This window comes from Bacteroides graminisolvens DSM 19988 = JCM 15093, assembly GCF_000428125.1.
GTDB classification, from domain to species: Bacteria; Bacteroidota; Bacteroidia; order Bacteroidales; family Bacteroidaceae; genus Bacteroides; species Bacteroides graminisolvens.
In genome coordinates this window covers 62,161-77,025 of record NZ_ATZI01000004.1, presented here as the reverse complement: position 1 = coordinate 77,025, position 14,865 = coordinate 62,161, and the positions used below count along the sequence as shown (strand labels likewise).

Genomic DNA, 14,865 nt, shown 5'->3' with positions numbered 1-14,865 from the left:
AGAGCAGGTAGCCGTTGTAACTAATATTAAAATGTTTATTATTCTTTTTACTGTCATAATTGAAGTTATTTATATTTCAGGCGATTATTACTGTAAAGTCACCATATCAACGTAATATCCATGTCCCACACAAAGGAATCCGGCCTGTTCTTTAATTTGATTCAGAATGTCTTGCGTTAATTGTATCTCCTTTACACCATCTGTAGAAAACTCTATCACCGAAGTACCAACCAAATCATTCCACCAACCACTTGTTGTGCGCAACTGATGATATTCGGCTTCAGGTGCCACAGAATAATGTATGCTCATAACAGCACCTGCTTTTATCTGATCAAACACATTTGCTCCGATCAAATTAAAAGTCTTATTCGGACTTTCATCCGGAAGATCCCATGAAACATAGTGGTGTCCTTGCCAAAGAACGACTTTGGAAGAAACAGTAACCACCTGTTCAACGCCTGTTCCTTGGGCACTATAGAACTGTACATCTTCTCCACCCTTTGTCTTGCCTACCAGCTTATAATCTCCGTCTGACAAAGCAGGGCATATCAGTGCTATTTCCGTTGCAGATTGTTTCGTAAACTCTGTAATCACCTTACCGTCAAATGTAAATGAAGCAATCTGATCCAGATTGATACCGGTCATGGCCCACTCTCTGTTAGCATTCGTTCTACTAGCTCCCGAGGTAATCAGTGCAACCTTAGTTGCTTTCACTACATTGCCACCATATTCATTACCAGCGGCATCAACCAAAACCACGCGATGGTCGGCTTCTGCCAAATCAGCAGGCACAACATATTCAATATAACTTTGATCTTCAGCGGCAACAAAAGCATCAACAGGTATGGTTTTACCACCAATCACGAGGTTTTTTACTTTGTCCAGGTTGGTACCATAAAGACGTGCTTTAGCCCCCGGAGCAATCATGCGCTCGAATCCGACTTCCGTAGCCCACGGATCATCCGTCAGCGGATTAACCTGTACAATACCCTCGCGATAGGTTGATTTACCAGCTTCTGTTGAAACAACAACCTTCAGGTTATATGTTCCGGCTTTGAGATTCATATCAAGTGCTGTACCGGTATGAACTACAGTACCGTCAAGCTGCCACGCGACCGTGCAATAGTCGGCCGGTGTAACTGTCAGCTTCATTGTAAAATTGGCATCCCGACTGATATTGGCAACGGTGGGTAAATTTCCGTTTACACGATCCGGAAACACCGGATCGAGTATTCGTGGTTCATCATTTGGCGTAGCCGTTGAGAAGGGCGCTTCGTCACTACAAGCTGTGAATACAAAATTCATAGCAAGCATGGCAAGCAGCATAAAATATATCTTTTTCATATTTGCTCTTATTTATTGTTATCGTTATTCCGTAATATCTTTATCCCACCATACATGTGTGTACCAGCTATCGGTTCCACCCATACGGCTCAATGCTTCATTATAACTCTCCTTGTTGTATGACGATTCGAGTACGGGATAGCAAAGACGCACAGGGATTTCGGCACCTCCGGTCAGGAATTGTCCGAATCCGTAAGCTTCGGGCGATTTCAATTTAGGATAACCCGAACGACGCACGTTGGCCCAGCACTCAGCAGGATTAGTAAAGTGAAGAATCCAAGCTTGTGTATTGATAGCCTCTTTCTTTTGTTCATTGGTATAACCGATTCCGTTCTTTTGCATAAACTCATTAAAATCTTCGTCGGATACTGCGGGGCAACCATAACTTTTGGTCAGAAAGTCCATTGAAGCACGCACGCCTTGTTTATAGAGATCATTTACAGATGCGCTACCCACATTCCATCCTTTCAACTTAGCCTCAGCCAACAAGAATTTCACCTCTGCAGAAGTCATTACCACACCCGGATTACTTCCTTTAAGGAAATTATTGGCCAGCTTAGGCTCCGTTTCACGGGCTACACTCGGATTTACAGCCGCATTATTCTTGGCGAGTTCTTTTAAAACATCGCTGTCATATCCAGTAGGCCATGGTTCCCAAGAGTAAGCACCCGGGTCGCGTGGCTGAAACTTGATATTTTTGGTTATCATCTCATCCGTAAGGTCAACACGGTTAGCAGGACTTGTTGAACTCATAAGTCCATCATAATAGAAGCGTGCCATTCTGAAAGTACGCGGGTCGCCGGTGTTGTTGAGCTGGTTAAACAAGGTAGAGCATAAATAACTGGGATTGTTAGCGGGATCATTACCAAAAAGCAATTGCGACAACGCATTCCCACGATAATCAGAATACGCCTCTTGCCCGAAACTGAACGATATGTCCATGTATTTTATAAGCGCATCATCGTCGGCATTCTCAAAGATACCGCCATCAGCCTGAATGGCTTTTTCGAATTCCTCTTGAGCCTTTTGAGGAGCGGCATTCGAAATTCGCATGGCAAAACGCAGGCGAAGAGAGTTGGCTAACTTCTTCCACTTGGCAACATCACCGTTGAATATCACATCCCCCGTAATTGGATCCTTGCTAGCATCCAGATTGGCAACAGCAGCAGTCAACTCCAAGAAGAAATCATTATATATATCTTCTTGTTTATCGTATTTAGGATTGTATTTGCCTTCGATAAAACCTTTTCCGGCCTCGCTGTAAGGCACATCACCATAAATATCCGTAATAATTGACATCAGATAGACTCTGTACACGCGTAAAACCGAGTTGATATTTACCTTTTTAGCATCATCGGCAGTACGATGCTGTGCATCTGTAATGTTTTTAATGGCCATGGGATAAAAGGAGGTCCAAATGCGACTCATCTCACTATTATCCACAGTGTGCCTACCACCATAGTTCGTAGTATTCCAACATCCCATCAGATGTTGATTGAATGCATAAAGATAGTTACGGTAAATTTCTACCATACCGAGATCACCGTAAGTCTGCAACTGTGCCGTAGTAAGCTGTGCATTCGGATCAATGGTGGCTGCTTTTGACGGATCGGTATTCATCTTTTCCATGTATTCATCACTACACGCAGAGAAGAACACAGCACATGCCACCCATATCATTATAATATATGATTGATAATGTTTCATTGTATATTTTCTTTATATGTGAATTAAATTTGAGGTCTCCTTAAAATTTCACGTTAACGTTGAAACCGTAACTTTTACGCGATGGCAACGAACCATATTCCATACCCATACCGGTTGTATTATTATAATTAGAATCCGGATCTATGTTAGGAATGTTCTTCCAGACAATGAATGGATTACGCGCAACAAATGAGAGGGTCAAACCTTTCACCACGTCTTTCAGCCATAGTTTGGGCACGTTATAGCTCAATGTGAGCTCACGACATTTCACATAAGAATTGTCATAAATAAACATAGAAGGAGCATTACGAGATACACTCATCCAATAATCTTCGGGATTGATGCGAATATCGTTGGCACGATAAGTACCATCACCATTATCGATAACACCGGGAGCTACGAAGCCCGCAGTTGGTTTCCATGCGGCAGAACCTTTGGCAATACCGGCAGCCTGGCGTTGTTCTTCGGACATATACCATTCTTCACGACCGGCAAGTGTTTCTTTGCTCTTACCCGATTCATAGGCAGCACGAGCCGACATGGAGTAGAGATCGGCACCTACTTTCACATCAAAAATAGCCGAAAGAGAAAGATTTTTGTAAGTCAAGGTAGTAGAAGCACCTCCTGTCCAGTCCCACGAAGCATTACCTAGCACATGGTTGCTTTTATCATATTCGGGCAAACCGGTTTGAGCACTAATAAGCACGTCGCCGTTAGGGCTTCGTTTAAAATCGGGTCCTACAATTGAGCCGAAGTTCTCACCCACTTTCGCAGCAACCTGCACATCAAGCCAAGGAGCTTTTTCTAATTCAAACATATCCATACCATCAACAAGTTTCTTTACCTTGTTACTGTTTTTCGAGAAGTTCAGATTCAAATCCCAAGAGAAATCTTTAACCTGAATGGGGCGCGTATTAAGCGCAATTTCTATACCCTTATTTTGAATCTCACCTGCATTAATCAAACGGTAAGTGTAACCGGATGTCCATGAACTGGCCATACCCATAATTTGATTCTTACTGCTTTGTGTATAGTAAGTAACGTCAAGTCCGATGCGATTTTTCAGGAATTTCATTTCCAGACCCATTTCAAACGAGTTGGTTTTGGTTGGCTTCAGGTCTTTGTTGGGAATTGTATTGTTGTAAATAGACCCGATGGTATACCCCGGATACGCGAACTTCGATTTGGTGTAAACAAGCCCTAACTGATAAGGATCCGTATCACTACCTACTTGCGCCCATGACATACGTAGTTTTCCGTAAGGCATTAAATCGCCTAATTTCGTTAATTCAGAGAACACAAAGCTACCCGAAAAAGAAGGATACACATACACGTTATTGTCAACAGACAAAGTAGATGACTGGTCGCCGCGCAAAGTTGCATCCAGATAAAGCATGTGTTTCCATCCTACGTTGACCGCTCCATAAACAGAATTAATTTGCTTGCGATAGCTATTCTGTTCCATACTGATTTCGTTGAAACTCATCAGAGCCACCACATCACGAATTTGCATGTCTTTGGCAGTAGTCAAAGTTGTCAGGTTGTTCACCTTATACACACTTCCACCCAAGGTACCATTAAAATCAAAATCGCCCCAGCTGTTGTTGTAAAGACCAAGCACTTCAAAATTGTACATCCGATTTCGGAAGTTACTATTTTGTAAGCGTCCTGCTTCAAACCCCGGTGTAGTAGGTGCTTTATAATCTTCGAAGATGAACCAATTGAGTTCAGTACCAACAGTTCCCTGTACTTTCAAGTGTTTGTTGATATTCCAAACTGCTTTTCCGTTAAAGCGGAATTGGTCTTTTTTAGAGTCATTTGAATTCTTGTAGATGTCCCAGTAAGGATTCACGTTATAAGGATCCATACCATTCCAGTTGGCATATTCACCTCTTTCATCCTGATAAGTTTTCAACCACTCTTGGTCATACGTAGTGGCCAGTGTCATGAGGTTTTTACCTATATTCGACTTGCTATCACCCAATGCCGGACGATTTTTCACATTCTCGCGCGTGTAGTTAGCACTGAAGTCAAAGTCAACATTAGCCAAAGAAGTATTGGCACGCAGGTTAAAAATATCACGACTCATGTGAGTCTTTGGTACAATATCTTTGTTGCGCATGTCAGTATAAGTAAATCGCACACCTGTGTTGCCATTGGTTGCACCGATAATAGCGGTGTTACTTGCGGTAAGTCCTGTACGGAAGAACTCCGAGGCATTATCGGGTATGATAAGATAAGGACGTTCAACTCCATCAAAATACTTCAGCATGTTGCTTCCGTCGGCCTTAGGGCCCCAGCTCTTATTAGTGTTCGACACCGCATCAATGCTATAAGTACCGTTACTACCCATACCATAAACATCTTGTACGTCGTTCCACTTGGCCAGCTGTGTGTCAAAAGTCAGCGTACCGTTATACTCTACAGTCAGTTTCTCTTTGCCATTGGCTTTCTTGGTGGTAATCAAGATAACACCGTGACTGGCACGGCTACCGTAAAGAGCAGCTGCTGCAGGTCCTTTAAGGACCGACATGTTCTCAATGTCATCGGGGTTAATGCTCGAAATGCCATCACCTAAGTCGAATCCTCCCGATGTGCCGGCGCTTCCGTAGTTGGTGTTATCAAGCGGCACACCATCAATCACATACAGAGGTTGGTTATTACCTGTCATCTCAGTGCTACCACGCAGAATAACACGAGTTGATCCGGCCGGTCCACCCGCAGTCTGGCTCACAACCAGTCCCGGTACGCGACCTGCCATGGAGTTAATCACGTTGGTTTCTTTTGCTTTCGTGAAAGCATCACCTTTCACTTCATCGATTCCATAACCCAACGCCTTACGCTCTCTCTTGATACCCAATGCGGTAACCACCACCTCGCTAAGCATCTTACTATCTTCTTCGAGTACAATGTTCAAAGAACTTTGAGAAGCCTTCACTTCTTTGGGTTTGTATCCTACATAACTGATAACAAGTGTAGCGCCGGACCGAACGTTCAGACTAAACTTACCGTCCATATCCGTTATGGTTCCGTTGCTGGTTCCTTTCTCCATAACAGATGCCCCGATAATCGGGCCAAGGGCATCTTTCACAGTTCCCGTTACTTTGTTGGCTTGTTGTACAACTGCTAAATCATTAAGTTTGGTTGTTGCTTTCATTTGCGGAACAACTCCCAACAGACAGAGAGATAGTGTACCACAAAACAACGTGTACTTACAAATTCTTACTTTCATAGAATGTATAATAAAGATTAATAAAAGATTTTCACCCAGTCAATATACATGTTCACCTTCTCTCCATCTTTCAATGCTGTAATATCATTGATGTTGGTGATTCCGGTGAAAGAACCGCCCACAGCGAGATTAAACAACACATAGAAATTGTCATGGAAATAATCATAGCGTCCGCTATCTTTGCTGATATCGAAAGAATGCAGTGTCATGTTATCTATGGCTATAGTGAGAGTATTTTCGTTCCAGTCTAATGAATAGGTATGATACTTGCCATCTTGCAAACTGCTTGCCACATTTGCTAAATGGTATTCTTGCCTATGCCCGGTGCCGGCATCGGTTCCATAATGAATTGCAGTGTTCACCTGAGTTTCGGTAGTTCCCGAAGCAATACCTCCGTGTTCACCCATCTCCATGATGTCAATTTCGCCACATTGCGGCCAAGGTTTATTATTGTCTCCCATCATCCAAAATGCCGGCCATAAGCCGTTGGCTGTTTTGGGAATTTTGATGCTGGCTTCAATCCTTCCGTATTTAAAGCTCTTTTTCCCTTTGGAATTTACCCGTCCGGAAATGATTTTGTTGCCTTTACGTTCGGCTGTTAGAATTAACACCGATTTACCATCGTCTTTGCCAACTGACACATGCGCCTCATCGTATGCCTGCAGCTCCTGGTTTGTCCACCCGGCTTCATGCACTTCTTTCGTCCATACGTTAGTATTAAAGGAGTCGAATTCTTCTTTGAAAACAGTCTTTTCTTGTTGTTCGTTGGGGTTTAAATCAATATCGTTCGATGAGCAGGATTGCTGTATGGAACACACTGACAATAACAATAAGGCTGTTACCTTTTTCATAATAATAGTATTTTAGTTAAACTTATCCTTTAAGAACCACTTTGTCTTAAAGCCGGGTACAAAGTTGGTAAGAGTGGATAAAATCAATGGATTGATAGCTGACATTTAAGGTTTGATTGCAGACAATTTTGCCTTCAAACCTCTTAAAAACAGCTTTTAACTAAGGGTGACAGAAATAAGGGCCTCAAAGTATTACTGAGAAGAATCATTTTGTTGGTACTTGCTTGGTTGGGTACCAAACTGCTTTTTAAATAAAGAACTAAAATATTTAGTGTTTACAAATCCTGTTTCAACTGCAACTTCAGTTACGTTTTTACCTTCTTTCAATAACTCAGCAGCCTTTTGCAGTCGGATGATGCGGATGAATTCTTGCGGTGCTTTACCTGTCAATGATTTAAGCCGGCTATAAAAGAGCGTTCTGCTCATAGCCATTTCCTGGCATAACATGTTTATATTAAAGTCCGTTACATCTATGTTGTTTATAACCAGTTGAGTGGCGCGTATCACAAACTGACGATCGCTTTCAGACATGGAATTCACCTGCATGGGCTCTTCCTTGTCACTACGAGTCTCTGTTATTTCAGTTTCCTCCATGCTCTCTTGACTAGTGAACTGATTTCTGTGTGCTTCAACCTGCGTTATAGCCTGTCGCATAAAGAAATCTCTTTGCCTCTTTCTATTTTCAATCAGGCCCTGTACCTTCATTTTCAGAATCTCCGTACTAAAAGGTTTGGGTATGTAATCGTCGGCTCCTTTCTTTAGTCCCTCAATCACTGCATCATGGTTGACTTTTGCCGTTAGCAGAATAAATGGGATGCCTGACGTATCGGGATTGTCTTTGACTAATTTACAGAGTTCATCTCCCTGTATTCCCGGCATCATAACATCAGACAAAATTAAATCGGGGTACTCGTTGGCCAGGAAAGAAAGAGCCTCGTTGCCATCGGGTACTTCCACCACCCTATAATCCGGTTCAAAGGTCTTGCGAAGATAATAGCGAAGAGCTTCGTGATCTTCCACAATCAGCAAAGTGTCTTTAGCCGTTTGCTTACTGGACCTTTGCTTTTCTTCACTTTTATATTCTACAACGTCGATAGCCTCGGCAGGTAACAATTCTCTGGAAGCCAGCGTTTGTTGGCTGGTAGCCGGCACAGGCATCAAATCCGTTCTTTTTAGCACCACCGTAAACACACTGCCTTTGCCCTCCTCTGATTGAAAAGATATCTTTCCACGTAACATTTTCACGATGCGATGTACCTGCAAAAGGCCGAATCCCGTACCTATTTCATGCGTATCAAGTGCGTTGTCTGCCCTATAAACATCTGTAAACAGGTGTTTCCATGCTTTCTTGGGAATGCCGATACCGTTATCTTTCACCTCTATCACGACTTTACGTTTCGTGCAGTTTAAGCTCAGTTGAACCGCACCTTCAGGTTTGGTGTATTTACAAGCATTGGAAATCAAGTTATCCAATAACATTTCCACCAGGTACCTATCTGCCATGACACATACCTCCTCATCGGGAAAAGAGACGCTCAAATGCAACTGCTTCTTGTCGCAGAAAGATTGAAAGCTGGCAACTTCTTCGGCCAAGATATCATTCAGATTCAACGGAGTTAGCGTGAGTTGTTGTTTGCGGGTATCGACCTTCTCGAATTCCAGCAATTGGGTAATAAGCGAATTAAGCTTACGGGTATTACTACGTGCCAGATTTAATAGATAAAGAGCCTTATCCGAAAGTCCTTTTTCTTTGTATAAGTCTTCCAAAGGCGCCATGACGAGTGTCACCGGGGTTCTGATATCGTGTGCCGTATTGATGAAGAATCGAATCTTATCTTCATCATATTTCTTCTGAAGTTGATTGCTCTTGTATCGCAATATGAAATAAAAGACGGTGCCCAGCACACAAATATAAAACACCCATGCCCAAATGGAATTCCACCAAGGCTGAGAGACTTCCAACACCAGCGTGCGTTCGGATATAATCTTTCCATCGCTGCGACGCAGGCTACGCACCTTGAGAACGTAGGTACCCGGAGATACATTGGTGTATTGAGCCATGCCGTTGACCGACAAATCACTCCAATATTTATCATATCCGTCTAAAATATACTGATAGGCAATGTCACGCTGGAAGCGGTAATTAATAGACTCGAATGTGATAACAAATGAATTGTGACCATAGTCCAGTTGAACTCGGCCTTGTGCCAACATGTTGTGAATCACAGGCCGCAACCTACTTTCCTCGTCGGCACTAAGGTAATCAACCGTGAGTCCCGTAAATCGTAGCGGAGCCTGATAGTCGGTTCCGGTTATTGCATTGGGGGTAATAAACACAACGCCATTGGTGCTTCCATAGGCAAATTTTCCATTGGCTAGCCGGGCAAACGACGACTTATTGTATTCTTTATCTATGTCGCCCACGTAATTAAGGTTGGCAACATGAGAGCGATCAATCAGCGCAAGCCCTTTTCCGGTGCTCACCCATAAACGGCCCTTTGGGTCGCGTTGCAAACTATACACATCGTTTGACGGCAAGCCTTCACTCGTGGTGAACGTTTTCAGCTGGCGCGTTTGCATATCATATAGGTTCAGTCCACCGCCTTCGGTGCCTAGCCAAACTGTGTTGTCATCATTGAAAAGCATAGCAACAATATAGGCGCTCGTATTTTGTTTGTGGTACTCTTGAGCAGTGGCATAGCGCCGTATCTTTCCTGTGCGCTTGTTCACCAAACAAAAACCATTTACGGTAGCCACTGCTATGTGGTCATGGTCAACCACTTCAATGGATTGAATCCATTTTATATCATAAAGTTGTTTGCCTTTTCCTCCTTTTTTCATCATGAGTAGACTGCCATCTAACCCTCCAATCCATAAATCTCCATCTCTGTCTTGCTTGATGGAGAAAATATGGTTGGTAGTGAGCCCTCCCTGTTGTTTGCTGAGATGCTGGATGACACGCCCTTGAGCATCTAACAAATAGACTCCGTCTCCATAAGTGCCAACCCATACTGAACCCTTCTCGGCTTTGCACAACGTAACCGCTACGGCACCTTTCAAACAATGATTCCATTGGCGGGAAGATCTATTCCAAATGCTGATACCGAGATCAGTAGCAAACCACCATTCTCCATTGGCATTTTCTTCTATGTCATTCACATTGTTGTTTGCCAGGGATTGCGGATTCCCTCTTTCGTGTGTCAAAGTCGTAATAGGATATTTCAATAAGATAGCAATAGATACCCCTCCGGTGTAACTTCCAATCCAGATATTCCCCTGTTGATCTCTCGTTACTGCATAGATGCCATTGCCCCGTAAAAAGGTATCCGTACTATCTTCTGTATTCATAAGCAGATGCGCTCTTTTCAGTTCCCGATCAACAACATATACACCACCGCCGTCTATTCCTATGAGCAGGGTGTGTGAGTCATAGTTGGTGATGGCACGCACCGGATTAAGAAAGCTAGGAGACTGTTCCTTCAAAGGAAGTAGAGTGTTTGTATTCAAATTCATGACTAGCAAACCGCTATTGAAAGTGCCTATCCAAAGTTCTTTTTTAGTCGTATCACAGAACAGTGTTTGCACATCATGTCCGCCCAGCAACTGACGCGGTTTGTCTAAGTTAGAATATGAAAGTTGTAAAACCCCTGTAGAAGTACCTATAAAAAGTGTTTTCTCAACTACCACAATGTCGTTAACGTACTTTTGCTGCACAACAGGAATAACACGATTGTCCGCATCATTCTTATAAAGTCCTTTGTTGAGCCCGAACCAAAAAGTTCCTTCGTGATCAAGATAGAGTTTATTGAGAATGATTTCGCCGGTAATAAACTCACCTAAATAAAGATATTGTTCAAAACAATCGTTCTCGATGGAATAATGATAAACTCTTCCGGTGTGGTCATACGCCCAAAGGCCGTACTTTTCATGGTAGAGGAGGCCTAGTTTACGCCCCGCCAAATCACCATAGTAAAAGTTGCCAGGCAATGTATAGCTTTTTATAATGTGCCCATTGTAGCGATCTATTCCTGTTTTGGTAGCAATCCACATAGCACCGTGGATGTCTTCTACAATAGAAAAGACCCGTTGACTGCTAAGGCCTTCGGCATAACCAATATGCCTAATATTGAACATGTTATTGGTTAAGGCGGCCCTGACAGTAGCGCCTGCTATCCATAATGTTAAAGCTATAAAACATTTCAATATTATTCTCATCATTCGAATCTCACAAGTACATAATCGGCTTACATTTAAGGCTAAAATTGCTATGCATTGCAAAAATAGTCAAATCATATTATAAATAAAATGTTTTTCCATAAAGTTGCGTCATTATCCATTCGCTAGTTAATAATGATATTATCACTGGGGTATTTATACTTCGTATTTTTCTTCTGTTTCACAATACCTAGCATCATGGTGATAAGTCCCACACGTCCCACAAACATCAGTACGACTATAACCAATTTGCTGCTTTCTTGCAAAAGCGGAGTTAAATTCAGACTGGAGCCTACGGTACTCAATGCAGAAACAGCCTCGAAGGTAAGTGATAATAATGGTAAAGTAGGTTCCAGCCACGACAAAAGGAAAATGGACACAAAAAGTATAATCAACGACATAACTACCGTTCCATTGGATCTTCTGATGGAGTCATGCGCCAGCTCTCTACCGTGCACTTCCACGCGTTGACTGCCTCTGATTACAGCTGCCAGATTCAATATCACAACTGCAAAAGCATTGACTTTAATACCACCGGCGGTTGATTGGGCTCCTCCTCCAATCCACATCAGCAAGATGTATATTAAAATAGACTGAATGCCGAACAAGGAGAAATCAACACTGGAAAATCCGGCTGTACGCGGACAGGCAGCATTGAAAAAGGCATGGGTACATTTCTCGGCAATGCTCATTCCGACAAATGCATGGTTCCACTCAAATGCCAATAGAATAAGGGTTCCCGCCGCCAATAACAGAAAGGTCATAGTTACTACAATACGCGTATTCAAATTATAGAGTTGAACCGACTTGGCAGAAACTTTATTTTTCCGCAGCAGGAACTGAGTCATACGTTTCAGGCGATAGAAAATAATCTCTTTCAAATTCACCAAAATAGGAAAACCAATACCACCCAATATCACTAAAATAGAAATCAATACATAGAACAGGTTGTGGTTATTCATCATTAACGGATTGCCTAAATTGCCCGGAAGCGTGGAGAATCCGGCGTTACAAAAGGCCGAAATAGAATGAAAGACTGCAAAGGCGAGTTCTTCTTCCAAGTTCATATCCATGGTTCCATGTATGCTCAACCAAATGGTTATCATTCCCATGGTTTCAATAACAAGGGTAAATCCCAGCGTATAAAGCAATGTGGAGAGTAAAGAACCTAACGACTTTGAATTAACCATATCTCTTACCACCAATTGGTTATACAAAGAGGTATTTCCCATAAAAAACAACGCAAAGAAACTGGTTAATGTCATAACACCCAAACCACCAATTTGTATTAAAAGTAAAATAACGACAAAACCTTCGGTGGTGAATGTGGTCGTTAAATCGACGGACGTTAATCCGGTTACACAGACAGCGCTGGTTGAAATAAAGAGCGAATCAACCCATGATATGCCGCTGATGGTACAACGTGGAAGCATAAGCAGCCCGGTGCCAACAAGGATGATAATAAAAAAACTAACGGCCAAAATCAGAGAAGGGTTGGTACGCTTGCCCAACAAACGAACTAATCCGTTGGATAACTGCAACAAAGACAAAACAGACAATACAACTACGTGATAAAGCTTGCTGTGCAGTATTTCCCAAAACATTAATATACTACCATTATCCTCCGGACGATGAAAAATGACCGGAACAAGGGTCAGGTAAAGCAATATGCTTAGCACCCACGCCAGTTTACGGTATTTTTTTCGGGTATCGGCATACTCCAATAGCCAATGCAGACTCATATCTGCAAGAAACACAATCCATACTGCCTTATACAAAGTATTTAGTTTGTCGGCGGTTTCAGGGGTTAGTTCAAATCCGTACTGATAAATTAATGCACACAAAAAAGCAATGGACGCAACGTAGGTTATCACTGCGGTTGCCGCCAAAAAAGAACGGATATAGGGTTGCAGTAATTTATTCTGGTATAAGAAGTATTTATGATAAAGTTTCATTCGTACAACAGTTTTTAGGCTACACAAACATAATGAAAATACGGTTGAAAAACTATTCTCTGCTGCATTTTAGTCGTTATCAGAAAAAAAACTGCTATTTTTGACCTCACATTCATTTAATTTATAATATTATGAGCAATAAAACAAAGAGATTTATACTTCCCGAAGAGGAAATTCCACATTATTGGTACAACATACAAGCCGACATGGTAAACAAGCCCATGCCTCCGCTTCATCCGGGCACCAAACAACCTTTAAGTGCAGAAGATCTTTATCCGATCTTTGCAGAAGAACTTAGCCGTCAGGAGCTCAACCAAACTGATCAGTGGATTGAAATTCCCGAAGCAGTCAGGGAGATGTATAAGTACTATCGAAGCACTCCACTAGTGAGAGCTTACGGTTTGGAAAAGGAACTGAATACTCCCGCTCATATTTATTTCAAGAATGAAAGTGTAAGTCCCATTGGTTCTCATAAGCTGAACTCTGCCTTGGCGCAGGCTTACTATTGCAAGGAGGAAGGGGTTACCAATATTACCACTGAAACCGGCGCAGGCCAATGGGGAGCAGCACTAGCATACGCAGCTAAAGTCTTCGGGTTGGAAGCTGCTGTTTATCAGGTAAAGATCAGTTACGAGCAAAAGCCTTATCGCAGAAGCATTATGCAAACGTTCGGTGCTCAGGTTACTGCATCTCCGTCTATGTCGACCCGAGCCGGCAAAAACATTCTGACGGCTCATCCTAACTATCAGGGTTCTTTGGGTACAGCCATTTCGGAAGCTATTGAGTTGGCTCAAACAACTCCGAACTGCAAATATACATTGGGTTCTGTACTGAGTCACGTCACTTTGCATCAAACCATTATCGGTTTGGAAGCAGAAAAGCAGATGAAGATGGCGGGTGAATACCCCGACATGATCATTGGCTGTTTCGGAGGCGGTTCCAACTTCGGAGGTATTGCGTTTCCGTTTATGAGGCATACAATTTTAGAAGGAAAGAAAACTCGCTACATAGCCGCTGAGCCGGCATCTTGCCCTAAACTTACCCGTGGTAAATTCCAATATGACTTTGGCGATGAAGCAGGTTATACTCCCCTACTTCCTATGTTTACGTTGGGTCATAACTTTGCACCGGCCAACATTCATGCGGGTGGTTTGCGTTACCACGGAGCAGGTGTTATCGTTTCGCAGTTGCTGAAAGACGGACTTATGGAGGCAGTTGACATCAAACAACTGGAATCATTCGAAGCAGGTTGTCTGTTTGCTCGTGCCGAAGGCATCATTCCTGCACCCGAATCTTGTCATGCCATTGCTGCTGCCATCAACGAAGCCAATAAATGCAAAGAAACCGGCGAAGAGAAAGTGATCCTGTTTAACTTATCGGGTCACGGACTGATTGATATGGCTTCTTACGATCAATATTTGTCGGGCAACCTGACTAACTTCTCTCTCTCTGATGAGGACATTGAGAAGAATTTGAATGAAATTGGTGATTTAGTGTAAATTACCAGCTTCCTGCACTTATCTAATCCGGTGCAAAGCCGATAAGTTAAATGCAGGAGGTA

General features: G+C 42.7%; 7 protein-coding genes. 1 reads left to right on the top strand and 6 read right to left on the bottom strand.

Annotated elements, in window-relative coordinates:
• Nucleotides 1–87: 87 nt before the first annotated feature.
• The 6 genes from C511_RS0105090 to C511_RS0105065 form a co-directional block, all read right to left on the bottom strand.
• On the bottom strand, nucleotides 88–1,344 hold the full coding sequence (locus C511_RS0105090; protein WP_027317885.1) for a hypothetical protein: 1,257 nt from the start codon (nucleotides 1,342–1,344) through the stop codon (nucleotides 88–90).
• Nucleotides 1,345–1,368: 24 nt separating this feature from the next.
• Nucleotides 1,369–3,051 (bottom strand): SusD/RagB family nutrient-binding outer membrane lipoprotein, encoded by a 1,683-nt coding sequence (locus tag C511_RS0105085; RefSeq protein WP_024996398.1) that lies wholly within the window; start codon nucleotides 3,049–3,051, stop codon nucleotides 1,369–1,371.
• A gap of 40 nt (nucleotides 3,052–3,091) precedes the next feature.
• Nucleotides 3,092–6,283 (bottom strand): SusC/RagA family TonB-linked outer membrane protein, encoded by a 3,192-nt coding sequence (locus tag C511_RS0105080; RefSeq protein WP_024996399.1) that lies wholly within the window; start codon nucleotides 6,281–6,283, stop codon nucleotides 3,092–3,094.
• A gap of 17 nt (nucleotides 6,284–6,300) precedes the next feature.
• Complete coding sequence (locus C511_RS0105075; RefSeq protein WP_027317884.1) at nucleotides 6,301–7,134, bottom strand: glycoside hydrolase family 16 protein; 834 nt, start codon at nucleotides 7,132–7,134, stop codon at nucleotides 6,301–6,303.
• Between the two features lie 192 nt (nucleotides 7,135–7,326).
• A complete protein-coding gene (locus C511_RS0105070; RefSeq protein WP_154657480.1) occupies nucleotides 7,327–11,349 on the bottom strand; it encodes a hybrid sensor histidine kinase/response regulator transcription factor in 4,023 nt (1,340 codons plus the stop codon).
• A 125-nt stretch (nucleotides 11,350–11,474) separates the two neighbouring features.
• Nucleotides 11,475–13,304, bottom strand: a complete 1,830-nt coding sequence (locus C511_RS0105065; RefSeq protein WP_027317882.1) for a TrkH family potassium uptake protein — start codon at nucleotides 13,302–13,304, stop codon at nucleotides 11,475–11,477.
• A 131-nt stretch (nucleotides 13,305–13,435) separates the two neighbouring features.
• On the opposite strand from C511_RS0105065, the gene C511_RS0105060 reads away from it, so the two are divergent.
• On the top strand, nucleotides 13,436–14,803 hold the full coding sequence (locus tag C511_RS0105060; RefSeq protein WP_024996400.1) for a TrpB-like pyridoxal phosphate-dependent enzyme: 1,368 nt from the start codon (nucleotides 13,436–13,438) through the stop codon (nucleotides 14,801–14,803).
• Nucleotides 14,804–14,865 lie beyond the last annotated feature (62 nt).

Excerpts from the sequence above, each read along its gene's own strand:
- C511_RS0105090 (WP_027317885.1), bottom strand. The coding sequence starts at position 1,344 with ATGAAAAAGATATATTTTATGCTGCTTGCCATGCTTGCTATGAATTTT.
- C511_RS0105085 (WP_024996398.1), bottom strand. The coding sequence starts at position 3,051 with ATGAAACATTATCAATCATATATTATAATGATATGGGTGGCATGTGCT.
- C511_RS0105080 (WP_024996399.1), bottom strand. The coding sequence starts at position 6,283 with ATGAAAGTAAGAATTTGTAAGTACACGTTGTTTTGTGGTACACTATCT.
- C511_RS0105075 (WP_027317884.1), bottom strand. The coding sequence starts at position 7,134 with ATGAAAAAGGTAACAGCCTTATTGTTATTGTCAGTGTGTTCCATACAG.
- C511_RS0105070 (WP_154657480.1), bottom strand. The coding sequence starts at position 11,349 with ATGAGAATAATATTGAAATGTTTTATAGCTTTAACATTATGGATAGCA.
- C511_RS0105065 (WP_027317882.1), bottom strand. The coding sequence starts at position 13,304 with ATGAAACTTTATCATAAATACTTCTTATACCAGAATAAATTACTGCAA.
- C511_RS0105060 (WP_024996400.1), top strand. The coding sequence starts at position 13,436 with ATGAGCAATAAAACAAAGAGATTTATACTTCCCGAAGAGGAAATTCCA.